Source organism: Nocardioides luteus (assembly GCF_000960475.2).
Taxonomy (GTDB): Bacteria; Actinomycetota; Actinomycetes; order Propionibacteriales; family Nocardioidaceae; genus Nocardioides; species Nocardioides luteus_A.
Window position 1 is genome coordinate 141,007 of record NZ_JZDQ02000010.1, and the last position, 26,928, is coordinate 167,934.

A 26,928-nucleotide genomic window follows, 5' to 3' on the forward strand; every position below is an offset into this window, starting at 1 on the left:
TCTCAGACCACGCCGTGCTCGAAGGCGAAGGCCGTGGCGGCGGTGCGGGAGCGTACGTCGAGCTTGGTGAAGATGTTGGAGAGATGACGGGCGACGGTCTTCTCGCTGAGGACCAGGTCGGCGGCGATCTGGGCGTTGCTGCGGCCGGAGGCGACCAGGCGGAGGACCTCGGCCTCCCGGGCGGTGAGGCCAGCGGGGAGCGCGGCGGGGGCGAGCAGGGCGTCGGCCTCGTCGGCGGCGGGGCGGGCGCCGATCTGCCGGAAGACCGTACGCGCCGCCTCGAGCTCGCGGCGCGCGGACTCGGTGTCGCCGACCCCGGCCAGTGCGCGGCCGGTCAGCAACCGCGCCCGGCTCCGTTCATAGGTCGCCTCGGCGCGGGCCCACAGCTGCTGCGCCTTGCGCAGGTAGGGGAGGGCGCCGGCGGCATCGCCCGCGGCCAGCTCGACCGCGCCGTGGGCGTGCGCGGCGGCGGCCTCGAGCCAGACGCAGCCGAAGTGCCCGGCAAGGCCGTCGAGCTCGGCGGCGACCTCGCGGGCCCGGTCGATCTCGCCGGCGTCGAGCAGCACCTCGACGGCGGCAGGCAGCAGCCGGCAGCGCTGCACGGGACCGTTCGTCTCCGCCAGCAGCCGGTCGACCGCGGCCAGCGCCGCGGCGCTCTGCCCGCGGGAGAGCCAGAGCAGCGCGAGGCCGGGCTGCGGGTCGAAGCCGCGGTCGGCCGCCCGCTCGTAGGCGGCGTCCGCCTCGGCGAGCTCGCCGCGCAGGCGGAGCACCTCGCCGGCCTCGTACGCCGCCAGCCCGACCGCGTCCGGAGCGTTCACCTCCTGGTAGCGGCGGGTGGCGTGCTCGAACTCCTCCAGCGCCTGCTGCCACTCGCCGTGCAGCCGCAGCAGCTGGCCGCGGTGGACCGCGCACTGGCCGGTGAACGCCAGCAGCCCGGGCTGAGCGGCGCACCAGCGCTCCAGGGCGGCGGTCCACTCCGCGACCCGGCCGAAGTCGCTGATCTCCTGACAGCCCTCGATCGCGGTGCAATAGACGTGCCCGGCCACGACGGGGGATGCCTCGCCTGCGATCACGCGGACCATCGCCTCGTCGAGCCGCGCCAGGCCCTCGACGACCCGCCCGGAGTAGAGCGCCATCCGGCCCTGCGCGCAGAGCCCCAGCGCGGTCAGGTCGGGCTCGGCGAAGCGCCGGCCGCGCTCGGCCACCTCGTCGGCGCAGCCGCCGGCCGTGGCGAAGTCACCCGCCTCCAAGGCACGGAACATCCGCAGGAAGTCGACCCACCCGCGCTCCACGCCATCGACCTCGGCGACCAGGCTCTCCGCCCGCGAGGTCCAGCCGCGCGCGAGCGCGCTCTCCCCGTGGACGTACGCGGTCATCGTGATCCGGAACGCGCAGCGGACCGAACGGCCGAGGTCGGAGGTCTCCTGGCTCCGGCGGAAGGCGCGGTGCAGGGCGGTCACGGTCTCGTCGTGGTGGCCGGTCAGCTCGGCGGCGACGGCGAAGTCCTCGAGCTCCTCGGCCGAGAGCGTGTCGGCGTCGGCGCCCGACCAGGCGGCGTACGCCGCGGCCCAGTCACCGCGCGCGTAGGCGGACCGAGCGCTCTCCAGCTGGATGTCGGCCACGGCAGGCACCTCCACCGGAGAGCGTACTCGGTTCAGGCGGCCGCGGAGACCCGTGCGCCCTGTCGCATCCGGGACGTGATCCGGTCGGCGACGAGCGCCGCGTCGCGCCCGGCGCCGGTGAGGAGCATCGAGCTGAAGGCGTACTGGAAGCTGAGGCCGCAGAAGAACAGCCCGTCGGCCTCCGCCACCACACCGCGCATCTCCCGCGGCCAGCCGTCCTCGTCGAGCACCGGCAGGTGGATCCAGTCGAAGGCCTGCCGGAACCCGGTGGCCCACACGACGTTGGCGACCTCGCGCGGGGTGCCGTCGACCACGGGCAGCCCGTCGCGCACCTCCTCGATCCTGGAGGTGACCCGCTCGACGCCACGGGCGGCCAGGTCGGCGCGCTTGACCCGCAGCATCGGCCCACCGTGGCGGCGGATCTCGGGCATCTCCTTGCGGCCGATCGGGGTACGCCGGGTCACGATGTGCCGCCAGGCGAAGAGCAGCATCGGGAAGACCACGTGCATGATCGGCGAGTCCAGGCGCGGCGGGATCTGGCCGCAGTCGCGCCCCGCCAGGATCGTGGGCCGCGACTCGGCGACCTCGTAGGCGATGTCGCACCCGGAGTGGCTGGCGCCGACGACCAGCACAGGGCCGTCGCGCAGCTGCCCGGGACGGCGGTACTCGCTGGAGTGGAGCTGCAGGATCGACGGGTCGAGCTCCGCCGCGATGGCGGGGACGTTCGGCGTACGCCCGAAGGTGCCGGTCGCGACCACCACGTTGTCGCAGGTCCAGGTGCCGCGGTCGGTGGTCACCCGGAAGCCGTCGCCGTTCCGCTCCAGGCCGGTGACCCGGGTCTCGAGCCGGATCGGGAGGTCGAAGGTGCGGGCGTACGTCTCGAGGTAGTCGCCGACGTCGTCCTTCCCGGGGAACGACCATCTCCGCGCGGGGAAAGGGAGTCCCGGGAGGCTGTCGTACTGAGCCGGCGAGTAGAGCCGGAGCGAGTCCCACTGGCGCCGCCAGTTGTCCCCGACCCGCGCGTTCGCGTCGAGGATGACGAACGGGCGGCCGCGTCGTCGTAGGTGGTAACCGGTCGCCAGGCCGGCTTGGCCGGCGCCGATGATGATCGTCTCGATGTGTGTGGTGTCCATGCTTTCGACGCTAGGTCCGCGCGGCGGCGCTTCGCGTCGGTCGTACGGCGCATCCGGTCGCGGCCCGGGATGGGTCGATCTACCCACGGCGGGAGGTCACAGCACGAGCAGGAGGCCGAGCGCGGCCAGCAGGTCCCAGATCCAGCACATGTGGACGTACCACGGCGGGATGCCGCGGAGCCCGAGGACGTGGCGGTCGTGGTGGTGCAGCAGGTCCCAGACGCCGTGCAGCGCCCAGCCGAGCGCGAGCCAGCGGCCGGAGACGGTGACGGCGAGCGCGATGCTGACGACCGCGGCGCCCAGGAAGGCCCACTCCGTCAGTCGCTCGGCGCGGGTGCCCCAGACGAGCGAGAGGGCCGGATAGACGCTGTAGAGACCGACCACCGACAGGCAGCCGAGGACGAGGCCGACCTGCGGCCAGCCGGCGACGACGACGGTGAGCAGGGCGCCAGCCACACCGAGGTAGGTCGCGGCACGGAGGGAGAGCAGGTTCTGGAACCTCGAGTCAGGCCGGGTGAGGTCCGCCGACAGCTTCATGGGACCAGGGTAGGGCCGCGGAAACCCGGATGCCCGAGGTCGACGCGCTCACTAGGGTGAGCTGCGTGGACGAGCCTGAGAAGTCAGTGGAGGAGCGGCTCCGGGCCGCGACGACCGCCTGCCGCGAGAGCTTGTTCGCGGCGTACCGGGGGCCGGCCGAGGTCTTCGACGGGCTCGCCGAGGCGTGCCGAGAGATGGGCATCGACGAGTGGGACTTCTACGCCGAGCGCGGGCCGGTGGCGCGCCTGGAGGCGGAGGTCGCCGAGCTGCTCGGGAAGCCGGCGGCGTACTTCCCCTCGGGGACGATGGCGCAGCAGGTCGCGCTGCGGATCCACGCCGACACGGCGGGCAACCGTCGCGTCGCGATGCCCGACCTCTCCCACCTGCTCGTCCACGAGGACGACGGGCCGAGGATCCTCCAGGACCTGCGGATCGAACACCTCACCACGGGGCGCGAGACCCCGACGAGGGCGCACCTGAACGCGATCCCGGGCCCGCTGGCGGCGTGTCTTGTCGAGCTTCCGCTGCGCGAGGCCGGCTGCGTACTGCCGACCTTCGACGAGCTCGCCGAGCTGGCGCAGGGATGCCGCGAGCGGGGGATCGCCTTCCACATCGACGGCGCCCGGATCTGGGAGTCGCAGGAGTGGTTCGGAAAGCCGCTGACCGAGATCGCGGGCCTGGCTGACACCGTCTACACCAGCTTCTACAAGGGCCTCGGCGGCCTCGCCGGCGCGGCGCTGCTCGGAGACGACGACTTCGTCGCGCAGGCACGGCTGTGGCGGCACCGGATGGGCGGCACCCTCTACCGCTCCACCGCCGAGGCGGTCGCCGCGCTGGTCGGCCTCCGCGATCGGCTCCCGCACATCGGCGAGTGCGTGACCTGGGCGCGGACCCTGGCAGCCGCGCTTCCGGACGAGATCACCGTCCAGCCGCCGGTGCCGCACACCAACACCTTCCTTCTCTACGCAGCCGGCGACCCGGACGAGATCAACACCCGTCTCCTCGCCGCACTGGAGGAGCACTCGCTCGCGTTCAGCAGACCCTGGACCGCGGCCGAGGAGCCGGGTCGTGTGGTGACCGAGGTGACCGTCGCGCAGGGCGCGCTCGAGCTCGACCCCCAGACCGTCGCCGACCACCTCGGCGCTCTCGTGCTCCGAGACTGAGGCGGGAGACCGGTCCAAAGCGGGCACGCGGGCGCGCGGCCGGTGATATTTTCGAACAACCAGCGAAGTCCTACTGAAGGGCAGCCTCATGTCGGTTCAGTTCGAAGTGCGCATCGATGGAATGACCTGCAACCGCTGTGTCGAGAGCGTGACCAACGCTCTGGGTGATCTCGACGGGGTCCACGGCGTCGAGGTCGATCTGAACCCGGGAGCCGTCTCGAGCGCCCGCGTCACCGCAGACCAACAGCTCGAGCCGAGGGTCCTCAGATCAACGCTCGCCAAGGCCGGGTTCTCGATCGCCCGCGAACCCTGACCGGCGGCGGATTCGTCCGTGCTCGGCTCCCGCCGGGACTTCCCGGCCCTCACCGCCGAACCCGATCTCGTCTACCTCGACGCCGCCTCCGGCACCCCGTGCCCCGAAGCCGTCATCGCCCAGCTCACCGCCGAGCTGCGTGGTCCCGCCGCCAACCCCGGCCGGGGCGGGCACCCGTGGGCACGCGACGCACTGCGCCGCCTCGAGGAGGCCCGCGCCGCCGTTGCCGCGTTCCTCGGCGCCACCTTCCCCGACGAGGTCGCCTTCAGCCGTGGCGCCACCGGCGCGATGGCGTTCCTGGCCGACCGGTGGGGTCCCACCGCGCTCGCGGACGGCGGCGACATCCTCTACTGCCCCGGCGACCACCTCTCGACGGTGCGGCCCTGGCTCCGGCTCGCCGAACGGATGAAGAACCACGGCGTGCGGGCGGTGCCCTACCGCCGTGACCGCCTGGGCCGCATCGACCCCGACGACTTCGCACGAGCAGCGAGCGATCGCACCGCGGTCGTCGTCGCCACCGACGTCCACAACCTCCACGGCACCCGGACCGACCTCGACGCGCTGGCGATCCCGCCGGGAGCGACGGTCTGCCTCGACTGCTCCCAGACCGCGGGACGGCTGCCGCTGCGGCTGGCCGAGTCGCGCGCCGAGCTCGCGGTCGTCTCCGGCCACAAGATGTTCGGACCTCCCGGCACGGGCACCGTCTACGTACGCCGTGGTCAGCATCGCCGGATCGCGGTCGACCGGGCGGCGGCACGGAGCGGTCCGGCGCGCCACGTCTCGCCGCTCACCGACGCCGCCGAGGAGGGCAGTCTCGACGGCGCTGGGGCGGCGGCACTGGCGAGCGCCACGGCGTTCCTCGACGGCATCGGCATCGACCGCGTCGGCGGCCATCTGGCCGGCCTCGCCGCCCGGTTCGCCAACGGTGCCTCCCGGATCGGAGGGGTCACGCTCCTCGGGCCCCCGGTGGAGGCGGGCGGCCCGCACAGCGGCATCGCCGCCTTCGCCCTCGACGGCCAGGCCGGCGACGACGTGGCCTTCGCCCTCGAACGCCGCCGCATCTACGTACGCGCGGGCGACCACTGTCTCGACGGCCCGCGGGAGGACGCGGTCCGGGTGAGCTTCCACCTCTACAACGACGAGAACGACGTCGACCGACTCCTGCAGGGCCTCGCCGCCGCTGCCGAAAGGGACTGACACGTGGAGAACGAAGGCATCCGGTACGACCGTGCCGCCGCCGCCCGCATCCTGGCCGAGGTCGCCGGCGCCGACTTCCTGGCCGGCCCGGCACCGGCCGTCGGTGCGGTCTCGGTGGAGTACCGCCTCGAGGAGCTCCGGCCCGAGCCGGGGAGCGCGCTCACGACGGGGCAGCGCCGCTACCTCGAGGCCTACATGCGGCCGTGCCGGCCCGAGCAGATCGTCACCGCCACGCACCGGGTCACCTGGCGTGACTCGCGCGGGATCGCCAACAGCGGCCACATCGGGCCCGGACCGCTCGGACCGATCCTGCCGATCGCCGCCCGGGAGGCCGTGATCGCGGTCGGCGACGCGATCGCCGGCGCGGAACCCGTCACCGCCCGCTCGGACGCACTCGGCGACGACGATCTCGACACGCTCGCCGACACCACCACCGACCAGGAGCCCGCCGAGATCTTCCGCGTCGGCGCCGAGGCCGCCGGTCGCGCGCTCGTCCAGCACGGCATGCTCGCCGGACAGGTAGGCATCGACGACCCGGTCGAGTTCGCCGAGGCGATGCTGGCCTCCGGGTTCTACGGCACGGTGGCCTCGACCTGGTTCTGGGAGCTGCAGGCCTCCACCTACCGCCGGGGCATGATCCCCGCGAGCCTCGAGGGATCCGGCGGCCGGCTGCGCTACACCGCCGACACCGTCGCGCTGCTCGCCGAGATGAAGCGCCGCACCATCGCCGACGCCCACGAGGTGATGGACCGGGCGCGCGAGGAGGGCCTGGGCGTGCGCGCCGCCATCCAGCGCTACCACGTCGAGCTCGACCAGATCTCGCGCCAGTACGCCCTGCTGCCGGTCGGCGAGCGCCCGGTCTGTCTCGGGCAGCGCGTCCACCAGGTCGATGGGGCACGCGTCCAGCCGCTGGCTGCTGTCGCCGAGGCGCTGACCGGCGCGTTCCGGTCCGCGGTCGGGTCCGTGCGGATCGCGGACGCTCCCGCCCCCGCAGGGGATGCCCGGTTCGCGGCGGGGGAGCAGGAGTTCGGGGTCCCGGACATGACCTGCCGGCACTGCCGGGTGACGATCACCGCCGTCTTCGACGCCCAGGCCGCCGAGCTGATCGAGGTCGACCTGCACGGGAAGCGGGTGCGGGCCAGGTTCACCGACGCCGACCAGCGCGACCGGGTCTTCGCCGACCTGCGCGACTGCGGCTACACGGTGGCCGAGGGGTGAGTCCCCGCTATCCGCTCCCAGCGGCGCGCCACCCGATCGCCGAGCGCCTCCTGGCCGACGGTGACGCGGTGCGTGAGGCGATCGAGCGGTTCGGGTCCCCGCTCCATCTGGTCTTCCCCCAGGTCATGGCGGAGAACGCGGCTGGGCTCGCGGCCGTGCTGGAGCGCCACGGGGTGCCGTACAACATCTTCTACGCGCACAAGGTGAACGCCTCGCACACGCTCCTCGGCCGAGCAGCGGCCGCCGGTCTCGGGGCGGACGTGACCTCCGAGGCCGAGCTCTCCCGCGCTCTTGCCGCAGGATTCCCACCGGACCGGATCGAGGCCACCGGGCCGAAGTCGCGGGCCTTCATCGAGCGGATCGCGGCGCTCGGGGTCACCGCCAACGCCGACGACCTCTGGGAGCTCGACCGGCTGGCAGCCGCGGCGCGGGCCGGCAGCACGGTCCCGGTGCTGCTGCGGCTGTCCGGCTTCGCCTCGCCGGTGGTGCCGCCGTCCCGGTTCGGCATCGACCTCGCCGACGCCGACGCCGCCCTCGAGGCGGTACGCCGCGCGCCCGGCCTCGACCTGCGTGGTGTCGCGTTCCACCTCGACACCGCCGACCCGGCCGCCCGGGTGGACGCGCTGACCGAGTCGATGGCGGTCGTGGCCGCCGCGCACCGGAAAGGTCTGCGGCCGTCGGTGATCGACATCGGCGGCGGGTTCCGGCAGCGTTTCGTCGAGGACCCCGAGCCGTTCCAGCGCTATGCGCGGGCGCTCGCCGCCGCGGCGCCGGGCGAGCTGGCGTGGCCCGGGCACGACCTCGGAGTGCCGGCCGCGCACAAGTACGGCAACCACCGCCCGGCCACCGAGGTGCTCGAGCGGTTCCTGACCGCCGAGATCGAGCGGCGACCGGTCGCCGAGGTGCTGCGCGAGTGCCTGCTCACGTTGTGGATCGAGCCGGGGAAGGCCCTGGTCGACCATGCCGGGATCACCGTGGCCGAGGTGCTCTACCGGAAACGCGCGGCCGGGCGCGATCTGGTCGTGCTCGACCTGTCCCGCAACCAGATCACCCCGGCCGACCAGGAGGTCCTGCTCGACCCGGTCCTCGTCGACGGCCGCGGCGACCCACTGGAGGAGGGAGTGTTCCTGGCCGGGCGGCTGTGCCTGGAGTCCGACCTGGTCAGCCGCCGCAAGGTGTTCCTCGACGCCGAGCCGGCCAGCGGCGACGTACTCGCGTTCGTCAACACCGCCGCCTATCAGATGGACCTGTCGGCGTCCGCCGCCGGCGGGCATCCGCCGCCGCGCAAGATCGCGGCGATCCTGGACGGTGACCGATTCACCTTCGCCGCCGACACCTCCGACGACGACCACGGGAGCTGACCATGCGTTACGACAGCGTGCTGGACATGATCGGCGACACCCCGCTGCTGCGGCTCGACCCGGCCGGCCACGGTGTCCCCGAGGCCGAGATCTTCCTGAAGCTGGAGTCGGCCAACCCGTTCGGCTCCGTCAAGGACCGGGTCGCCTGGGCGCTGCTGCGCGACCACATCGACGGGATCGTCGCAGACGAGCAGGTCGTCCTGGAGGCCTCCAGCGGCAACACCGCCAAGGCGCTCCAGATCATCGCCTCGATGCACGGCGTCGGGTTCCGCGCCTTCACCAACCGGGTCCGGGTGCGCGAGGTCCGCGAGATGCTCTCGCTGCTGGGCGCTGACGTGACCGAGATGCCCGGCCTCTCGGAGTGCCCGGACCCGACCGCGCCCAACGACGTGTTCGGGGTGATCGGCGATCTCATGGAGCGCGAACCCGGCCGCTACCACCACACCTCGCAGTACACCAACGAGGACAACCTGCGAGCCCACTACGAGGAGACCGGCCGCGAGATCTACCGCGACGCCGGCCCGGTCGACCTGCTCGTGGGCGGGCTCGGGACCACCGGGTCGACCCGAGGGGCAGCGACGTACCTGCGTGAACGCAACCCTGACACAGCCGTGGTCGGCGTCGTCGCCGCCGAGGGCGACTTCATCCCCGGCATCCGCTCCGCGGCGGAGATGTGGGAGGTCGGGCTCTTCGAGCCCGGCTTCTACGACGCCATCGCCGCCGTCGACTCCGCCGACGCCATCACCGCGAGCCTCGAGCTCGCGCGGCGGCACGGGGTGCTGGCCGGGCCGACGACCGGGGCGGCCTACGCGGCGGCACGGGAACGGCTCCTGTCCGGGCCCGGGGGGCCGGTCACCGCGGTCGTGATCGCGTGCGACCGGATGGAGCCGTACCTCTCCTACTACCGCCACCGCCGCCCCGACCTGTTCGGCGCGGCCCGATCCGCCACCCAGGACGCCGCACCCTCGGTCGCTCCTGAGCAGATGGAGGCATGGAGCGCGGCCGGTGAGCACGTGGTCGTCGTGGACGTACGCACCGCCCTGGCGTTCCAGGCGGGCCACATCCCCGGCGCGATCAACCTCCGTGACGACCTGCTCGAGCAGGTCATGGAGGCGGGAACGCCGTTCTCCGAGGCCTCCCGGGTGGTCTTCGTGTGCCCGACGGGGGACCGGTCGGCGCGGTTCGCGGCCCGGGCCGCCGCGACCGGGTGCCGGGCCTACAACCTCGAGGGAGGCGTCCTTTCCTGGCGCGACAGCGGGCGTCCGCTCGCCGGCATGTGAGGTCCCCGCATCACGCGGGCATGAGGAGGAGCATCGTGCCCATCCCGCTGGCCATGAGTCCGTGACCGAGGGCCGGCAGACGGTGCTCGCGCACCGCGGCCGCGCGCAGCAGCCACCAGATCACCCCGGCCGCGCACGCCGTGATGAACAGCGCGTTGACCGCGATCGCCCAGCCCGGTGCATCTGTGGCTGCGGCCGCGGTCGGCGGGAGCGCAGCCGCGGCGCCGCCGTGGCCGGCATGACCTGCGGTGTGTGTCCCCGCTGCATGGGCATCCGTCATGAGCAGCGGCATCGCGGCGAGCATCCAGATCATCGCGGCGTTGAGCGCGAGATGTCCGACCAGGTCGGCACGCCGCGCCCGGCCGCTCGTACGGCGCAGGGCCGGCAGCAGCGCCAGCGCGAGGATCACGAACAGGCCGACCTGAACCCAGACGGCGACATCGCGGACGACCACCCAGATCATCAGGATCATCGCAGCGCTCATCACGGTGTGGTTGACGTGAAGCACGGTCTGCCCACCGGACCCGGGACAGACCACGAGGGTCCAGATGCCTGCGGTGCCCGTGAGCACGAACGCCACGGTGAGGAGGAGGTCCCAGGGAGGATCGACCACCCTGCCAACGTACCGTTGCCACACCTTGCACGAGGCCGGTTGCCGTGATCGGTGCCGCAGGCCGGAAAACCCAGCCGAGGCGTCAGGCAGGTCGGCCGAGTGGGCACACGTGTGCCCACTCGGCCGACGTAGCTGACGCCTCGCGCGACGGGGGTGACGCCTCGCTCAGGCGTCGAGGTCCTGCGCGACGAGCGCCGCGATCGTGTCGACGGCGGCCTGGTCGGGCCCGGTGACCTCGACCTTGTCGCCGTTGCCGGCGCCCAGGGTCATGATCAGCAGCGACGAGCCGGCGTCGACGGGCTCGCCGCCGGGTACGGCGAGAGTGATCTCGGCGCCGAGCTCCTCGACCTTCTCGGAGATGATCGCGGCGGGGCGGGCATGCAGGCCGACGGCGGAGCCGACGGTGACGGTCTGGGTGGGCATGATGCTCCTTAGATCGACGGTTCGGTTGATGGGAGGTACTGCGTCAGCTGGTGGCGGCGGCCGGGACCGGGGCGCGACCGACGGACTTGAGGGCGATCACGGTGGCGGCACCGACGACCACGCCGGCGGCGAGGGCGATCAGGTAGCCGAGCACGTTGGTGACGGCGAAGAGGACGAAGATGCCGCCGTGCGGTGCGCGGACGCCGACCTCGAAGAGCTCCGAGAGGCCACCGGTGACCGCGCTGCCGACCATGATGGCCGGGATGACGCGCATCGGGTCGGCCGCGGCGAACGGGATCGCGCCCTCGGTGATGAACGAGGCGCCGAGCAGCCAGCCGGCCTTGCCGTTCTCGTGCTCTGCGGTGGTGAAGAGCTGGGGACGTACGACGGTGGCCAGCGCCAGCGCGATCGGCGGGACCATGCCGCTGAGCATGACCGCGGCCATGATCCGGAGCTCGGGCGCGTTCGCGGCGAGCGAGGCGGCCCCGACGCCGGTGGCGGCGAAGGAGTAGGCGACCTTGTTGAGCGGGCCGCCCATGTCGAAGGCCATCATCAGGCCGAGCACGGCGCCGAGGGCGACGGCGCTGCTGCCGTCGAGGGCGCCGAGCCCGTCGGTGAGCCGCTCCATCAGCCAGTTGATCGGCTTGCCGAGCACCACGATCATCACCAGACCGGCCAGGATCGAGGTCACCAGCGGGATCACCAGCACCGGCATCAGGCCGCGCGCCCAGCTCGGCACCCGCCAGCCGCTGACCCAGTGGGCGATCACACCGGCGAGCACACCGCCCGCGATCGCGCCGAGGAAACCGGTCGCCGGCGCGGAGACGCCGTCAGCGTTGGCGACGCCGAACAGGTTGGCGGCCAGCGCACCCATGATGAAGCCGGGGGCGATGCCGGGGCGGTCGGCGATGGCGTACGCGATGTAGCCGGCCAGGGCGGGGATGAACAGCATGAACGCGGTCTTGCCGATGACGAAGAAGAGCGCGCCGAGGTAGACGGCGAGGCCGCTGTCGAAGAGCGCGTGCTCGAGTCCGAGCCCCTGGGCGTCGGGCAGGTTCGTGATCGTGTTGTCGACCATCACCGCGCCGTAGACGTTGGTGATGTCGTAGCCACCGAGCAGGAAGCTCAACGCGATCAGCAGGCCGCCGGCGGCGACGAACGGGATCATGTAGGACACGCCGGTCATCAGGATCCGACGGGTGCGGCCACCCCAGCTCTCCGAGGCGGTCGAGGCGGACTCGGAGGACTCGCCCCTGCCGGACTCGACGCGTGCCGCGTTCGGGTTCTCGGCGGCGGCGAGCGCCTCGGCGATCATCGCGTCGGCGTCGTCGATCGGACGCTTGACGCCGGAGGAGACCAGCGGCTTGCCGGCGAACCGGCTCCGGTCACGGACGCCGACGTCGACGGCGAAGATGGCCGCGTCGGCCTTCGCGATCGTCTCGGCGGGCAACGGCGTCGCGCCGGCCGAGCCCTGGGTCTCGACCGCGATCTCCACCCCGGCGCGCGCGGCCGCGGCCTGGAGGGCCTCGGCAGCCATGTAGGTGTGCGCGATGCCGGTCGGGCAGGCGGTCACGGCGACCAGGGAGCGCTTCTGCGTGGGAGCCGCCTCGGGAGCAGCGGCCGGCGTCTTCTGCTCGGCGGGCGCGTCGCTGACTGCGTCCAGGATGGTCCGGGCGGCCTCCTCGGCAGACTCCGTCTCGCGCAGCTTCCGGCCGAACTCGGGACGGGCCAGGGCGCGGGCCAGCTTGGTCAGGATCGTCAGGTGGGTGGCGTCGCCGCCCGCCGGTGCGCCGATGAGGAAGGCGAGGTCGGCCGGGCCGTCCTTGGCGCCGAAGTCGACCGGCGGCGAGAGCCGGGCGAAGGCCACCACGGGCTCGTCCACCCCGGACGTACGGCAGTGGGGGATCGCCAGGCCGCCGGGGAGCCCGGTGGCGGAGATCTCCTCGCGGGCGAGCGCGTCGGCGACGAGCGCGTCGAGGTCGGTGGCGCGGCCGGCGTCGGTCACGCGCTGGGCCAGGGCACGGATCACGTCGTGCTTGTCAGGGCCGAGGTCGGCGTCGAGGGCGACGAGCTCGGGGGCGATGAGTGCGGACATCAGAGTCCTCCGGTGATGGGGTCGAGGTCGCGTACCTTCACGAGATCGGCGCGGACCTGGGGTGGGGTGGGGAGGGTGGTGCCGGGGAGGCCGGCGGCTGCACTGCCGTACGCGACGGCGAGCCCGAGACGTTCAGGCGCGGGGAGTCCGCGCAGGTCGGCGAGGAGATAGCCGAACAGCGAGCTGTCGCCGGCACCGACCGTGCTGACGACGGCGGTGGGCGGCGGGGTGGCGTGCCACGTACCTTCTGCGGAGACGAGGACGGCGCCGTGTCCGCCGAGGGTCGCGAGCACGGCGGTGACCCCGCGCTCGACCAGGGTCCGGGCCGCCGCGGCGGCAGCGGCCGGGTCCTCGAGGGCGGCCGGCTCGGCGCCGGTGATGGAGGCCAGCTCCTCGGCGTTGGGCTTGAGCAGGTCGGGGGCGCTGCCCGGGAGCCCGGCGGCGAGCGCCTCCAAGGGGGCCTCGCTGGTGTCGACGGCGATGCGGACGCCGGTGGTGCGGAGTGCCCTCACGACCTCGGCGTACCAGCCGGCCGGAGCCTCCGGCGGCAGCGAGCCCGCCAGGACGACCCAGGTGGCGTGCCCGGCCTCCTGAACGAGCCGGGCTGCCAGGGCGTCGAGCAGCGCGGGAGTCGCGGTCGTGCCCGGCCCGTTGAGCTTGGTGGTGGTGCCGTCGGGCTCGGTGACGGTGGTGTTGATCCGTGGCCGGCCCGCCGGTCCGACGGTGACCACGTCGAGTCCGGAGGCCCGCAGCTCGGTGACCATCGGGTCGAGGTCGGGGCAGGGCAGCACTGCGCGCGTCGGCACCCCGGCGGCGTACGCGGCACCTGAGATGTTCACACCCTTGCCACCGGGCTGGGAGCTGGTGGTCGCGGCGCGCAGCACCTCGCCGCGGCGCAGCGGGCTGGTGAGCATCACGGTGTGGTCGATGCTCGGGTTGGCGGTCAGGGTGACGATCATGCGATCACGACCTCCAGACCGCTCTCGCGCAGCTCGTCGGCCACGTCGTCGTCGATGTCGCTGTCGGTGACGAGCACGTCGACGTTGCCCAGGGCGGCGAAGCGCAGCGTGGTCTCGACGCCGATCTTGCTGGAGTCGGTGAGGCACACGACCCGCCGGGCGGCGTTGACCAAGGCCCGTTTCGTCGCGGCCTCCTCGTGGTCGGGCGTGGAGAGGCCGTGGGCCAGCGTCAGTCCGTTGGTGGCGACGAAGGTGACGTCGACCCGCAGCCGGCTCAGCGCGTCCACGGTCTCGGCGCCGACCGCGGCCTGGGTGGCCGGGCGTACGCGGCCGGGCAGGAGGTGGAGCTCGATCTGCGGGCTGCCGGCCAGCTGGGCGGCCACCGGAACGGCATGGGTGACGACCGTGAGCTGGTGATCGCGGGGGAGGGCGTGGGCGAACCTGCTGGTCGTCGTGCCGGCGTCGATGGCGATGGTGCCACCGGCGGTGGGGAGGAGGTCGAGCGCGGCCTGGGCGATGCGGTCCTTCTGGGCGGTGAAGGTCTGCTCCCGCTCGCCGAGCGCGGACTCGAGCACGGCCATGGTCTCCACCGGCACCGCGCCGCCGTGCACCCGGCGGACCAGGCCGCGCCGCTCCAGGGTGGAGAGGTCTCGGCGCACCGTCTCGGTGGTCACCTCGAACCGCTCGGCGATGTCGGCCACGGATATCCGCCCGCGCTCGGCGACGAGACGGGCCGTCGCGATCTGTCGCTCTTCGGCGTACATCGTGGCCTCCTTCAGGATCGGTGTGGTTTCGAGTGGGTTTCGGCCTTGTGAATGCCCACATATGTTGTTTTATGCCCGAATGTGTTGACTCGTCAAGGGGTTAGGGCAGATATTTGTGGCCATGGTCACGTCTCACTCATCTGTCCTCTCCGGCACTCCGGTGGTCCCCGGGATCGTGCTGGCGCCCGTCCACGTGGTGCGGACCGAGGTCGACCCGCTGGCGCTGGCCGCGTTCGAACGACGCGGCTTCGAGCACCCGGAGGACGCCCTCGCGGCCTACGAGGCAGCCGCCACCGCCGTCGCCGACGGCTACGCGCGCCGCGCCGAGACCGCCTCGGGAGCCGCCGCCTCCGTCCTGAGCGCGAGCGCCGGCCTGGCCCGCGACAAGGGGCTGCGTGTCGCCGTGGAGAAGCACCTGCGTGCGGGGGAGGGCCTGGTCGCCTCCGTCGGGGCGGCGGTCGAGCAGTTCGCCACGCTGTTCAGCGGGATGGGCGGCCTGATGGCCGAGAGGGTCACCGACCTGCGCGACATCGAGCGCCGGGTCCTGGCCCATCTCGCCGGTGAGCCCGAGCCCGGTGTGGACGTGCCCGAGGGGACGAGCGTGCTGGTCGCCGCCGACCTGGCGCCCTCCGACACCGCCGCCCTCGACCCGGCCCGGGTGGTCGCCCTCGTCACCGAGCGAGGCGGCCCGACCAGCCACACCGCGATCATCGCCCGCCAGCTCGGCATCCCGTGCCTGGTCGGGGTGGCCGGTGCGACCGGCATCGCCCCGGGCACCCTCGTGCTCGTCGACGGCCAGGCCGGCATCGTCGACCTCGAGCCCGGACCGGACGCCGCCGCCCGCGCCGACGCCGACCTCGCCCGGCGGCAGGCGGTGGCCGCCTGGACCGGGCCCGGACGCACCGCCGACGGCCACCCGGTCGCGCTCCTCGCCAACGTCGCCGACGGCTCCTCGGCACGCGACGCGGCCGCCGGCCAGGTCGAGGGCGTCGGCCTCTTCCGCACCGAGCTCTGCTTCCTCGACCGGCGCGAGGAGCCCGCCGTCGCCGAGCAGGCCGACGTGTACGCCGAGGTGCTCGCGCCCTTCGCCGGCCGCGGCCATGTGGTCGTGCGCACCCTGGACGCGGGCTCCGACAAGCCGATCGCCTTCGCGACCCATGAGGGGGAGGAGAACCCCGCCCTCGGTGTACGCGGCCTGCGGCTCGCCGCGGACAACCCCGGGCTCCTGGAGCGCCAGCTCGACGCCATCGCGATCGCCGCCGAGCGCACCGGCGCCGACACCTGGGTGATGGCGCCGATGGTCGCCACCGTCCAGGAGGCGGCCGACTTCGCCGCGCTCGTCCGCGCCCGCGGGCTCAAGCCCGGCGTCATGGTGGAGGTGCCGGCCGCAGCGCTGATGGCCCACCGGATGCTGGAGGTCGTCGACTTCCTCTCGATCGGCACCAACGACCTGACCCAGTACGCCATGGCCGCCGACCGGCTGGCCACCGACCTCGCCCACCTCACCGATCCCTGGCAGTCCGCGGTGCTGCAGCTCATCGCGATCACCGCCGAGGCGGGGCGTACGGCCGGCAAGCCGGTCGGGATCTGCGGCGAGGCCGCCGCCGACCCGCTGCTGGCGCCGGTCCTGGTGGGGCTGGGGATCACCTCGCTGTCGATGGCACCCGCCGCCGTCCCGGCCGTCGGCGCCCGGCTCGGCTCGGTGACCGCCGGTCTGTGCGACGGCGCCGCCGAGGCCGCGCTCGGTGCGCTCTCGCCGGCCCAGGGTCGCGAGGCGGTCGCCAAGATCCTGGAGTGACCGACGCCGGTGCACACTGGGCGCATGCCCGCGCACTACGCGTTCTCCGAGACCTGGGAGCTGCCGTTGTCGCCGGAGGCGGTGCGGGAGGTGCTGGTCGACCTGGAGCGCTACCCCGGGTGGTGGCCCCAGGTGCGGGCGGTGGCGAAGCTCGGGGACGACGATGCCCTGCTCGTGTGCCGGTCGGCGCTTCCTTACGACCTGGAGATCGCCCTGCACGCGGTCAGCCGCGACCTGCCGACGCTCGAGGTGCGGATCGGCGGCGACCTGGACGGCTTCGCCCGGTGGACCCTGACACCGGCGCGGAGCGGGAGCCGCATGGTGTTCGAGCAGGAGGTCGACGTACGCGGCCTGCTCGGCCTCGCCTCGGTCGCGCTGCGGCCGGTCCTTGCCTGGAACCACCGGCAGATGATGCTCGGCTGTCGCCAGGGGCTGGTCGCCGCCGTCGGCGCGGTCTAGAGGGCCGAGCCCTTCTGGTATTCGGCCCAGGAGAGGTTCCAGTCGCCGAAGCCGTTGTCCCACTCCATCTTCCGGTCGGTGCCGGTGGTCTCGACGACGTCGCCGATGCGGGCCAGGCCGTAGAGCCAGGCGGCGTTGTCGGTGGAGATGCCGGTGCAGCCGTGGGAGACGTTGGCGTAGCCCTGGGAGCCGGTCGACCACGGGGCGGCGTGGATGAACTCGCCGGAGTTGGTCAGGCGCATGGCGTACTCGACGTCGTCGAGGGAGTAGTAGTCGCTCGAGCCCTGGTCGGAGATGCCGATGGTCTCCGAGCGCATCTCCTTGATCCGGTGCTTCTCGGAGATGACCTTGATGCCCGAGCGGGTGATGAAACCGGGCTTGCCGGTGGTCGCCGGGATCGTACGCAGCAGCTTGCCGTTGCTGAAGACCTTCATCCGGTGGGTGCGCGCGTTGACCCTGATGATGTGCGCGTCACCGACCTTGTAGGTGGCGGTGCGGCTGTGCTGGCCGTAGACGCCCGCGCCGGCGGAGGCGCCGTTGAGGTCGAGGTCGACCTTGATGGTGGTGCCGGGCTTCCAGTAGCGCTGCGGGCGGTAGCGGGCCTCGGTGTCGGAGACCCAGTACCAGGACCCGACCTGGGCCGGGGTGGCGGTGACGTGCATGCGCTTCTCGAAGGAGGCGTGGTCCTTGACCGGGACGTCGAAGTAGGCCGCGACCGGCATCCCGACGCCCACCTCGGACTTGTCGACGGGGACGATCGTGGCGAAGGTCTGCTGGGCCAGCGAGAGCGAGCGGGTGGTGAAGCTGCTGGTAACCTTGCCGGTCTGACCGGTGGCGGTGACCGTGTAGCGCAGCGCCGGGTCGAGCAGCTCGTTGGCGGTCCACTTCTTCTTGTCCGCCGAGAGCGAGCCGGGCAGGGTGCGGCCATCGGGCTTGGCGACCTTCACGCTCGTGAACTCACCCGAGGTCGCGGTCACGGTGACGGTGCTGTCGACCGAGACGTCCTTGGCGCCGTCGGCGGGGGAGATCTCGGCGGCGAGAGGCTCCGGGGACGGGGAGGAGCTCGACTCGCCCTTGGCGCCCGATCCCGGGGTCTCGGGGACCTCGGCACAGCCGGAGAGCACGAACAGGGCCACGGCGGCCACGACGACAGGGAAGGAACGAACCCGCATGGGATAACTATGCGGTAGGCGGCAACCAAATTGTCGGCGTGTCCGCGCGTGTGACAAAGGTTGTGCTCTTGTCGGTGGCGCCACGTACGGTATCTGCCGATGAGTGACACTCGCGTCGAGGCGGCGTACGCCGGGGCTCTGGCCGCCTTCAAGAACCCGATGCTCGACCTTCTGCACGGCCGGTTCGCGCCGTTCGTGGTGGCGGTGCTCTCGGTGACCTTCACCTCCGAGCGGGCCTCGGTCCCGGTGGTGGACGCGCACGCCGAGATCGGCGACATGCTGGACCGGCTCCGAGCAACCGGCCACGCCGAGGGCGAGGGTGGCGAGGTGATGCTCCCGGTCGGCACGGCCCGCGAGCTGTGCCGCCAGTGGGTGCGCGCCGGCTGGCTGCTGCGCCAGATCGAGGGCGAGGACGAGGTCTACCGGCTCTCCGCGCACGCGGTGGGAGCCCTGGAGATCGCCGGGAGGGCCAGCGGGTCGCGGGCGCGGGTCTCCGAGTCGCGCGTGCGGACGCTGCTGGAGGCGGTCGAGCGGCTCGCTCAGGACGCCGACCCTGATGTGCTCACCCGGGTGGCCCGGCTGACCGAGGAGATCGCCGAGCGGCGCGCCGAGATCGCCCGCCTGGACCGCACCGGGGTCGTCGACACCGTCGAGGACGACACCCTGCTCGAGCAGGCCGAGAACATCCTCCACCTGACCCGCGAGCTCCCGGCCGACTTCGCGCGCGTGGTCGAGTCGATCCGGGCGATGCAGCGCGACGTGGTGACCGACCTGCGCCAGGACGTACGCCCGGCCGGCGAGGTCCTGCGCGAATACCTGCAGCGCGGCAAGGACGTGATGGCCTCCACGCCGGAGGGCAAGGCGTTCGCCGGTGCGCTGCGGATGATCGGCGACCCCCGTCGCCTCGACGACCTGGCGGCCAACCTGCGCACGGTGCTGCGCCACCGGTTCACCACGGCGATGGGGCCGGCCGAGCGGGCCGAGCTCGCGGCCGTCGGGAGGCGGATCGAGACCGGCGTCGCCGAGGTCCTCGCCGCCCAGCAGACCGCGTCCCACGTGATCACCACCCAGGTGCGTACGCACGACCCGGCGCGCGACCGGCAGGTCGACGACCTGCTGCGCGATGTCATGGTCGGCTTCCAGGCGTGGATGCCGACCTCGCGGCCCGCCGAGGCCGTCGAGCCGCTGCGCCGGCTGCCTCTCGCCGACCTGGGCCACCTGCGTCAGTCGGTCAGCGAGCTGCGGCCGCCCGAGCCACCGGCACCGCTGGCGGACTGGGGCGACGTGGAGAGCGCGGTCGAGGACACCAAGGCCTGGGGCGGACCCGGCTACCGGGCGATCGAGGCCCATCTGGACGCCTATCTCGCCGCTCACGCGGGTGAGGGGCCGGTCGACGTGGCCGAGGTCTTCGCGGCAGCGCCGGAGGAGATCCGGCGGCCGGTCGACCTGCTCGGCCTGCTCGAGATCGCTCACCGCCGCGGCATGGCCGAGACGGGTGAGATCTCGACCATCGAGGCGGTCCGTGCGGACGGGGTGCGCCGCAGGTTCGCGTTCGGCGGGGTGAGGATGACGGATGGCGATGCAACTGGCGAAGGAACTGGCGAAGGGGCCGACGTTGACTGAGACCGAGACCGAGGCGGTCGCCTACGGGAGCGAGCCGGAGGGCTTCATCGAGCCGGTCTCGATGGAGGACGACCCGACCGAGCTCTTCGTCGGCGACCGCGGGGTCCTGGACGCCGACGTACGCCGGGTGCTGGTCCAGCTGCTGCGCCGGCGGTTCATCACCGCTGAGCGGAGCCCGCGCCAGTGGCGTACGTTGCTCGACCATCAGGCCGTCATCGAGTCGCGGCTCCATGACCTGTTCGTCCGGCTCGTGGTCGACCACGACCGCGGGATCGCCTACAAGCGACAGGTGCGCTCGGAGGAGCTGGACGTGCCCGTGCTCCTCAAGGACGACGCCTACTCCCGGGCCGAGACGCTCGTGCTGGTGCACCTGCGCACCGTCTTCCAGCGCGAGCGCGGCGCCGGGGAGAGCTCGGCACGCGTGGACGCCGACGAGCTGGAGCAGACCGTGCTCACCTACTTCGACGTCGCCAGCGGCGACGCCGCGCCGCGCCGCGAGATCCGCCGGGCGGTCGAGCGGCTCGCCCGCGAAGGCCTGATCGAGGAGGAGTCCGAGGATCGTTACCGGATCACGCCCCTGGTCGAGATCGTGCTGAGCGTCGAGAAGCTGACCGAGCTCAAGGCGTGGCTGAAGGACCCGACCGGTACGTCCGGGGTCGAGGTCATCGGCGACGACGCGGATGATCCGGATGGTCCGGAGAGCGACGACGAGGCGGAGGAGACCGAGCGGTGAACATGATCGACAGCCTCTTCGGCCTCATCCCGGCCCGCTCGACCGGCCGGCAGTGGGTCGCGAGCGAGCTGCAGCTGGTCAACTGGGGCGGCTACGACGGCGCCCACCGGATTCGCTTCTCGCCGAGCGCGACACTGCTCACCGGAGGCTCCGGGTCGGGCAAGTCGACGCTGATGGACGCCTACATCGCGCTGATCATGCCGCACACGACGCCCTTCAACGGCGCCTCCAACGGCGGCGTGGTGGGCCGGCCACGCGGCCAGGACCAGCGCAACATCCTCTCCTACGCCCGCGGCAAGATCGACGAGGCGAAGACCGCCGAGGGCACCAAGATCCGGGTGCTGCGCGGCGACGGCCGCGACACCTGGTCGGCGATCGCGATGACCTGGGCCGACCAGACCGGCGCCCGCTTCACCGCGGTCCGGGCCTGGTACGTCCCCGCGTCCGCCAAGAACCTCGACGACGTGACCAAGCTTCGTGCCGTGGCCGAGGCGGGCTTCGACGTACGCGACCTGGAGCCGGTCGCCGCCCACCGGTTCACCCGCACCGCGGTCTCCGAGATCGGGCTGACCCCGATCGACACCGACCGCGACTTCACCGCTCGGATCCACTCCGCGCTGGGGATCGGCGCCGCCGGCGACGGCGAGAAGGCCGTCAACCTGCTGGGAAGGATCCAGGCGGGCCAGCAGATCACCACCGTCGACGACCTCTACAAGAAGATGGTGCTCGAGGAGCCCGAGACCCTCGCCACCGCCGACGGCGTCGTGGCCCACTTCGACGAGCTCTCCGCGACCCGCGACCGGATGGTCACCGCGCAGCAGCAGGTGCGGGCGCTGACGCCGATCCGCGAGCACCGGGCGGCCATCGAGGACGCCGCGTCCCGGCTCGAGGTCATCGACGGGATCGGTGTCTTCGGCGACGAGGCGACCTCCGCCGGGCTGTGGCGGGCCGGGAAGCGCGTCGACCTGCTGAGCGAGCTCGAGGCCGACCTCAGCTCCCGCAGGGGCGCCGCGGAGAAGGCGGTCGCCGAGAAGCAGGCGCTCATCGACGCCGCCGAGTCCGAGCGCGACGGCCTCGCCGTCACGGTCGCGGCCTCCGGTGGTCGCCGCCTCGAGGAGGCCACCCGCGAGATCAAGTCCGCCGAGAGCCGGGCCGATCAGGTACGCCGCGCCCGCGAGGCGCTCGAGGCCGAGCTCGAGGTCCTCGGCGCCACGGTGACGACGCAGGCCGAGTTCGAGGCGCTCCAGACGACCGCGCGGGAGGCGCTGGTCGACGACGACGCCCGCACCACCGCCCTCAACGTCTACGCCGCCGCGCGGTCCGCCGAGTCCGAGGCGATCAAGCTGGTCGGCCGGCTCGAGGACGAGCTCGCCGACGCCGAGAAGACGAAGAACAACATCCCGGAGCCGCTGCGTGCGGCCCGGGCGGTGCTGGCCGAGGCGGCCGGGCTGAGCCCGGCGGAGATGCCGTTCGTCGGCGAGCTCGTCGAGGTACGCACCGAGCACGAGGCCTGGCGCGAGGCGTTCAACCTGGCGCTGGGCGGCTTCGCGACCACGATGCTCGTCGACGCCGCTCACGTCGGCGCCTTCCGGGCGGCGATCGACTCGGTGCGGCAGCGCACGCGGATCCGCTACGAGGCGGTCCCCACCGGGACGAAGGACACCACGATCCTCGACGAGGGCACCCTGCCGGGACGCCTCGACTACCGCCGCGGCGTCTTCACCGGATGGCTCAAGAAGCGACTGGCCGAACGACACGGCTACGTCTGTGTGCAGACCCCCGCGCTGCTCGGCCAGCACCGGATGGCGCTGACCGTCACCGGTCAGGTCTCGCAGGGTTCGCGCGGTGCTCACGGCGGCCAAGGCGCCGGCAACGTGCTCGGGTTCACCAACACCCGACGCGTCGCCGAGCTCACCGAGCTCCTCGAGGCCGCCCGCCAGGACGCCGAGAGGGTGAGGAAGGCGGTCGGGGAGGCCGAGCGCGCCATCAAGCAGCTCGACCTGCGGCGTACGTCCTTCAAGGCGGTCTCCGCGCTGACCTGGGACCAGGTCGACGTCGCCGGAGCCACCGCCGAGCGCGACCGGTGGGCCGCGGTGATCGAGGAGGTCACCGCCGACAACCCCGAGATCGCGACGCTCCAGCAGCGGCTGAAGGAGGCTCGGGCCAAGGTCGACGCGCTGCGCGAGGGGATCGGTGCCGCCAAGAGCACCTTCAAGGAGCTCGACGAGCGGTGGAGCGACGTCGTCGAGCAGGTCGACCGGGCCAAGGACGCGCTGGAGGACGCGGCCGCCTCGGGCACCGAGGTCGCCCCGGCCCAGGCCGACTATCTCGAGCAGCTCTTCAAGGCGGCCGGCGGCGAGGAGGCCGGCCGCCGCGAGGACGCGCTCGCCGAGCTCGACGCCGTCTTCGCCCGCGCCGGGGAGAGCCTCGACACCGACCGCGCCGGTGCCCAGGAGACGATCGGCGCCGCCCGCATCCAGCTGCAGCAGACCTTCGAGTCCTTCCTGGAACGCTGGCCCAACCCGAACCTCCACACCGACCCCGACGCCTCCTACGCCGACTTCGACCGGCTCCTCGACGAGCTGCAGACCAGCGGTCTGCACGAGCTCGAGGTCGAGTGGCGCGACTCCCTGCTCAACCTGTCGGGCAATGACCTGACCAACCTCGACTCGACGTTGTCGCGGGCCGCGCGGGAGATCCGCGACCGGATCGACCCGATCAACCAGATCCTCGGCGAGCTTCCGTTCAACGACGATGCCCACCGGCTCCGGATCGACACCCAGGAGGGCCAGTCGGCCGTTCGTGGCCGGTTCCGTCGCGAGCTGCGCGCCGTGCGCGACCTGATCGAGAAGGCGACGACCAACGAGAACCGGGAGCAGGCCTACACCCGGATGTCCCGCCTCATCGACCGGATGCGCCGCACGGCCCCCGACTTCGCCGACCTGATCGACGTACGCAACCACGTCCGCGTCAGCGCCGAGAAGGTCACCGCCGACACCGGCGAGCACGTCGCCCTCTACGACCACATCGGCGAGAAGTCCGGTGGCGAGTCGCAGGAGCTGGTCGCCTTCATCGTCGGTGCCGCGCTGCGCTACCAGCTCGGCGACGCCGGGGCCGAGCGGCCGCGCTATGCGCCGGTCTTCCTCGACGAGGCGCTGATCAAGGCCGATGCCCGCTTCACCGGCCGTGCCATCGGGGCCTGGCGGGGTCTCGGCTTCCAGCTCATCATCGGCGCCCCCAACGACAAGCACAGCGCCATCGAGCCCCACGTGGACGTGCAGTACACGGTGCTCAAGGACGCCGAGGGTCACTCGTTCCCGAAGCTCGAGGTCGGGCTCGAGGAGATCGCGGCCGGCTGACCAGCTGCCTAGGGCTGGATCGACAGGAACAGGAACGACGCCAGCAGGACCAGGTGGACGAACCCCTGGAGGGCGTAGACGCGGCCCTGGACGACGGTCAGTCCGGTGACGAAGACGGTGATGACCAGGAGCACGATCTGGGTGGGCTCGAGGCCGAGCACGAGGGGGCCGCTGAGCCAGATCATCGCGACGGCGATGGCGGGGATGGTGAGGCCGATCGAGGCCATCGCCGAGCCGTAGGCGAGGTTGAGGCTGGTCTGCACGTGGTCGCGCGCCGCGTTGCGGACCGCGGCGATGGACTCCGGCGCGAGGACGAGAAGGGCGATCACGACGCCGACGACCGCGTAGGGGAACCCGAGCCGCTCGACGGTGCTCTCGATCGTGGGGGAGAGGACTTTGGCCAGGCCGACCACCGAGACCAGCGAGATCAGCAGCAGAGCCAGGCTGAGGCCGGCCTCGCCGGCCGAGGGCGGGTCGGCGTGGCCGTCCTCGTCGAGGTCGACCAGCCCGGTCATCCGGCCGTGCTCGTCGCTGGTGACGGGGAGGAAGAAGTCGCGGTGGCGGACGGTCTGGGTGAAGAGGAAGGCGACGTAGAGCGCCAGCGACGCGATGGCGGCGAAGGCGAGCTGCGAGGGTGAGTACTGGGGGCCCTGCGCCGACGTCGTGAACGTCGGCAGCACCAGGGTCAGGCCGGCGAGCGCGATGACCGTGGCGACGGCGGATCCGGTACCGGCGGCGTTGAAGCTGACCAGACCGTGCTTGAGGGCGCCGACCATCAACGAGAGCCCGACGATGCCGTTGAGGGTGATCATCACCGCGGCGAAGACGGTGTCGCGCGCATAGGTGCTGGTGTTGTCGCCGCCGCTGGTCATCAGCATCACGATCAGGCCGACCTCGATGACGGTGACCGCGATCGCGAGGATCAGCGAACCGAACGGCTCACCGACCTTGTGGGCGACGACCTCGGCGTGGTGGACCGCACCGAGAACCGCTCCGATCAGCACCGCCGCCACCACGGCGAGGACCGCCCAGTGGTCGTGGCGGAACCACGCGAAGACCAGCACCACCACCGCGAGGATCGGCACGACCACTGACCACTGCAGGCGGCCCCGGACCGCTGGTGCGCTCATGGAGCGACCCTAACCCGGCGTGGGCCCGCTGCCGGGGTGCCCGACACGCGCTCGTAGCCTGAGGACGTGCCCTCCACCTACACCCCTCCGGCCGCGTTCAAGACCCGTCCCGACCTGCTGGGGAGGTTCGGCATGGTCGGCTCGACACACTGGCTGGCCACCGGCACCGCCCAGGCGGTGCTCGAGCGCGGAGGCAACGCCTTCGACGCCGTGGTGGCGGGCGGCTTCGTGCTGCACGTGGTCGAACCGCACCTCAACGGGCCTGGCGGTGACCTGGTCGGCATCTTCGCGCCCGCCGGCGGCGAGGCGACGGTGCTGATGGGCCAGGGGCCCGCTCCTGCGGGGGCGTCCGTGGAGCACATGCGTTCCGAGGGCCTCGATCTGGTCCCGGGCTCGGGTGCACTGGCGGCCGCGGTGCCCGGTGCGGTCGAGGCCTGGCTGATGCTGCTGCGCGACCACGGCACCTGGGAGCTGGGCGACGTGCTCGCCTATGCGGTCGACTACGCCCGCAACGGTCATCCGATCCTGGGCCGGGCGGTCTCCACGATCGCCACCGTGGCCGACCTGTTCCGCGACCACTGGCCCACCTCGGCCGCGCACTGGCTCGTCGACGGCGAGCCGCCGGCACCCGACACGATGGTGCGCAACGAGGCCTACGCCACCGTGCTCGACCGCCTCGTGGCCGCCGGTGACGGCGCCGCGACCCGCGAGGAGCGCATCGACGCGGCGCGTGCCGCCTGGGGGAGCGGTTTCGTCGCCGAGGCGGTCGAACGGTTCGTACGCACCCCGCACCGGCACTCCTCCGGAACCGATCATTCCGGGGTGATCACGGCGGCCGACATGGCCGGGTTCTCGGCTGCGTACGAGACGCCGGTGACGACCGAGTTCCGTGGCCACACGATCGCGAAGGCGGGACCGTGGACCCAGGGGCCGGTGCTCCTCCAGACGCTCAACCTGCTCGAGCCGCTCGACAATGCGCTGCTCGACCCGAGCAACCCCGAGGGTGCGCACACGATCCTGGAGGCGACCAAGCTCGCCTTCGCCGACCGCGACGCCCACTACGGCGACAACGCCGATCCGGAGGTGATCGAGACCCTCCTCTCGAAGGAGTACGCCGCCACCCGCCGCCCCCTGATCGCCGACGTCGCCTCGACCGAGGTGAGGCCCGGTCTGGGCGCGACGGCCTTCCCGCCGCTGCGCGAGACCTACGACCCGGCCGCGGTCGCGTCCGGGGTCGGCGAGCCGACGGTCTCTCGCACGGGCGAGACCCGTGGCGACACCTGCCACATCGACGTCGCCGACCGCTGGGGCAACATGATCGCGGTGACTCCGTCGGGTGGGTGGCTGCAGTCCTCGCCGACGATCCCCGAGCTCGGGTTCTGCCTCGGCACCCGGCTGCAGATGACCTGGCTGGAGCCGGGGCTTCCCTCGACACTCACCCCTGGGCGGCGGCCTCGCACCACCCTCACCCCGACCCTCGTCCTCCGCGACAGGCACGCCGTCGCTGCGCTCGGGTCGCCCGGTGGGGATCAGCAGGACCAGTGGCAGCTGCTCTATCTGCTGCGCACTCTTGTCGGTGGCTATTCACCGCAGGAGGCCATCGACGCACCCGCGCTCCACTCGACGTCGTTCCCGGGCTCGTTCTGGCCGCGCACCTGGGTTCCTGCCGGTGCGGTGCTCGAGGATCGGCTTGGTGCTCGCGTTGTCGAGGGGTTGCGATCTCGAGGTCACGTCGTGGAGCTCAGCGGGGACTGGTCTCTTGGTCGGCTCTCGGCGGTCACGCGGGATCCTGGGACCGGCACGCTCTCTGCTGCTGCTAATCCTCGGGGGGCGCAGGGGTACGCCGTCGGGCGGTAGGGTCGCTCGTCGGGCCGCCGGAGCTGCTGGGCGGGGGCGTGTCGAGACCCTGTGCGCCGGTGGTTGTCGAGACCACCCTTGAGGAAACCTCGGTTGGCGACTGTGTTTTCGGGTCAGGG

General features: G+C 72.5%; 22 protein-coding genes. 12 read left to right on the plus strand and 10 right to left on the minus strand.

Going from position 1 to position 26,928, the window contains the following annotated elements; all coding sequences use genetic code 11:
• Positions 1 to 2: 2 nt before the first annotated feature.
• From UG56_RS09160 to UG56_RS09170, 3 genes are all read right to left on the minus strand, one after another.
• Positions 3 to 1,622, minus strand: coding sequence for a helix-turn-helix transcriptional regulator (locus UG56_RS09160; RefSeq protein WP_071326986.1), 1,620 nt, complete (start codon positions 1,620 to 1,622; stop codon positions 3 to 5).
• A gap of 32 nt (positions 1,623 to 1,654) precedes the next feature.
• On the minus strand, positions 1,655 to 2,755 hold the full coding sequence (locus UG56_RS09165; protein ID WP_045551867.1) for a flavin-containing monooxygenase: 1,101 nt from the start codon (positions 2,753 to 2,755) through the stop codon (positions 1,655 to 1,657).
• Positions 2,756 to 2,851: 96 nt separating this feature from the next.
• On the minus strand, positions 2,852 to 3,292 hold the full coding sequence (locus UG56_RS09170; protein ID WP_045551868.1) for a hypothetical protein: 441 nt from the start codon (positions 3,290 to 3,292) through the stop codon (positions 2,852 to 2,854).
• Between the two features lie 65 nt (positions 3,293 to 3,357).
• Here UG56_RS09170 and UG56_RS09175 point away from each other — a divergent pair, with 65 nt between their 5' ends.
• From UG56_RS09175 to UG56_RS09200, 6 genes are all read left to right on the plus strand, one after another.
• Complete coding sequence (locus UG56_RS09175; RefSeq protein WP_177191447.1) at positions 3,358 to 4,455, plus strand: threonine aldolase family protein; 1,098 nt, start codon at positions 3,358 to 3,360, stop codon at positions 4,453 to 4,455.
• Positions 4,456 to 4,543: 88 nt separating this feature from the next.
• Positions 4,544 to 4,768 carry a heavy-metal-associated domain-containing protein gene (locus UG56_RS09180; RefSeq protein WP_045551870.1) on the plus strand — a complete coding sequence of 75 codons (225 nt, stop codon included), beginning with the start codon at positions 4,544 to 4,546 and terminating at the stop codon, positions 4,766 to 4,768.
• A gap of 18 nt (positions 4,769 to 4,786) precedes the next feature.
• A complete protein-coding gene (locus UG56_RS09185; RefSeq protein WP_071326977.1) occupies positions 4,787 to 5,965 on the plus strand; it encodes an aminotransferase class V-fold PLP-dependent enzyme in 1,179 nt (392 codons plus the stop codon).
• Positions 5,966 to 5,968: 3 nt separating this feature from the next.
• Positions 5,969 to 7,183, plus strand: coding sequence for a hypothetical protein (locus UG56_RS28655; protein ID WP_045552125.1), 1,215 nt, complete (start codon positions 5,969 to 5,971; stop codon positions 7,181 to 7,183).
• Positions 7,180 to 8,544: an alanine racemase gene (locus UG56_RS09195; protein WP_071326978.1), complete on the plus strand. Its 1,365-nt coding sequence runs from the start codon at positions 7,180 to 7,182 to the stop codon at positions 8,542 to 8,544. Before UG56_RS28655 ends, UG56_RS09195 begins: the two co-directional genes overlap by 4 nt.
• Positions 8,545 to 8,546: 2 nt before the next feature.
• Entirely contained in the window at positions 8,547 to 9,824 is a 1,278-nt protein-coding gene (locus tag UG56_RS09200) for a pyridoxal-phosphate dependent enzyme (RefSeq protein WP_045551772.1), read from the plus strand.
• A gap of 10 nt (positions 9,825 to 9,834) precedes the next feature.
• Here the strand turns inward: UG56_RS09200 and UG56_RS09205 are convergent, their stop codons facing one another.
• The 5 genes from UG56_RS09205 to UG56_RS09225 form a co-directional block, all read right to left on the minus strand.
• On the minus strand, positions 9,835 to 10,437 hold the full coding sequence (locus tag UG56_RS09205) for a DUF5134 domain-containing protein (RefSeq protein WP_045551771.1): 603 nt from the start codon (positions 10,435 to 10,437) through the stop codon (positions 9,835 to 9,837).
• Between the two features lie 165 nt (positions 10,438 to 10,602).
• On the minus strand, positions 10,603 to 10,860 hold the full coding sequence (locus UG56_RS09210) for an HPr family phosphocarrier protein (protein WP_045551770.1): 258 nt from the start codon (positions 10,858 to 10,860) through the stop codon (positions 10,603 to 10,605).
• 43 nt (positions 10,861 to 10,903) lie between these two features.
• Positions 10,904 to 12,958 carry a PTS fructose transporter subunit IIABC gene (locus UG56_RS09215; RefSeq protein ID WP_218145177.1) on the minus strand — a complete coding sequence of 685 codons (2,055 nt, stop codon included), beginning with the start codon at positions 12,956 to 12,958 and terminating at the stop codon, positions 10,904 to 10,906.
• Positions 12,955 to 13,914: a 1-phosphofructokinase family hexose kinase gene (locus UG56_RS09220; RefSeq protein WP_071326979.1), complete on the minus strand. Its 960-nt coding sequence runs from the start codon at positions 13,912 to 13,914 to the stop codon at positions 12,955 to 12,957. The genes UG56_RS09215 and UG56_RS09220 overlap by 4 nt, the downstream gene beginning before the upstream one ends.
• The gene (locus tag UG56_RS09225; protein ID WP_045552145.1) at positions 13,911 to 14,678 is read right to left on the minus strand and encodes a DeoR/GlpR family DNA-binding transcription regulator; all 768 of its coding nucleotides are present in this window, start codon (positions 14,676 to 14,678) and stop codon (positions 13,911 to 13,913) included. The genes UG56_RS09220 and UG56_RS09225 overlap by 4 nt, the downstream gene beginning before the upstream one ends.
• A 121-nt stretch (positions 14,679 to 14,799) precedes the next feature.
• Here UG56_RS09225 and UG56_RS09230 point away from each other — a divergent pair, with 121 nt between their 5' ends.
• Both UG56_RS09230 and UG56_RS09235 read left to right on the plus strand, forming a co-directional pair.
• On the plus strand, positions 14,800 to 16,476 hold the full coding sequence (locus UG56_RS09230; protein WP_071326980.1) for a putative PEP-binding protein: 1,677 nt from the start codon (positions 14,800 to 14,802) through the stop codon (positions 16,474 to 16,476).
• A gap of 24 nt (positions 16,477 to 16,500) precedes the next feature.
• Positions 16,501 to 16,935: an SRPBCC family protein gene (locus UG56_RS09235; protein WP_045551792.1), complete on the plus strand. Its 435-nt coding sequence runs from the start codon at positions 16,501 to 16,503 to the stop codon at positions 16,933 to 16,935.
• On the opposite strand, the gene UG56_RS09240 is transcribed toward UG56_RS09235, so the two are convergent.
• Positions 16,932 to 18,107, minus strand: a complete 1,176-nt coding sequence (locus tag UG56_RS09240) for a L,D-transpeptidase (protein ID WP_045551791.1) — start codon at positions 18,105 to 18,107, stop codon at positions 16,932 to 16,934. The two genes, UG56_RS09235 and UG56_RS09240, sit on opposite strands and share 4 nt — an antisense overlap.
• A gap of 99 nt (positions 18,108 to 18,206) precedes the next feature.
• On the opposite strand from UG56_RS09240, the gene UG56_RS09245 reads away from it, so the two are divergent.
• The 3 genes from UG56_RS09245 to UG56_RS09255 are packed head-to-tail and all read left to right on the plus strand — an operon-like array spanning position 18,207 to position 23,822.
• Positions 18,207 to 19,730, plus strand: a complete 1,524-nt coding sequence (locus UG56_RS09245) for a DUF3375 domain-containing protein (RefSeq protein ID WP_045551790.1) — start codon at positions 18,207 to 18,209, stop codon at positions 19,728 to 19,730.
• Positions 19,723 to 20,463 (plus strand): DUF4194 domain-containing protein, encoded by a 741-nt coding sequence (locus UG56_RS09250; protein ID WP_045551793.1) that lies wholly within the window; start codon positions 19,723 to 19,725, stop codon positions 20,461 to 20,463. Before UG56_RS09245 ends, UG56_RS09250 begins: the two co-directional genes overlap by 8 nt.
• Positions 20,464 to 20,465: 2 nt before the next feature.
• Positions 20,466 to 23,822, plus strand: coding sequence for an ATP-binding protein (locus UG56_RS09255; RefSeq protein WP_256206523.1), 3,357 nt, complete (start codon positions 20,466 to 20,468; stop codon positions 23,820 to 23,822).
• A gap of 8 nt (positions 23,823 to 23,830) precedes the next feature.
• On the opposite strand, the gene UG56_RS09260 is transcribed toward UG56_RS09255, so the two are convergent.
• Positions 23,831 to 24,952 (minus strand): calcium:proton antiporter, encoded by a 1,122-nt coding sequence (locus UG56_RS09260; RefSeq protein WP_045551389.1) that lies wholly within the window; start codon positions 24,950 to 24,952, stop codon positions 23,831 to 23,833.
• Between the two features lie 66 nt (positions 24,953 to 25,018).
• Here UG56_RS09260 and UG56_RS09265 point away from each other — a divergent pair, with 66 nt between their 5' ends.
• Positions 25,019 to 26,809, plus strand: coding sequence for a gamma-glutamyltransferase (locus UG56_RS09265; protein WP_177191448.1), 1,791 nt, complete (start codon positions 25,019 to 25,021; stop codon positions 26,807 to 26,809).
• Positions 26,810 to 26,928 lie beyond the last annotated feature (119 nt).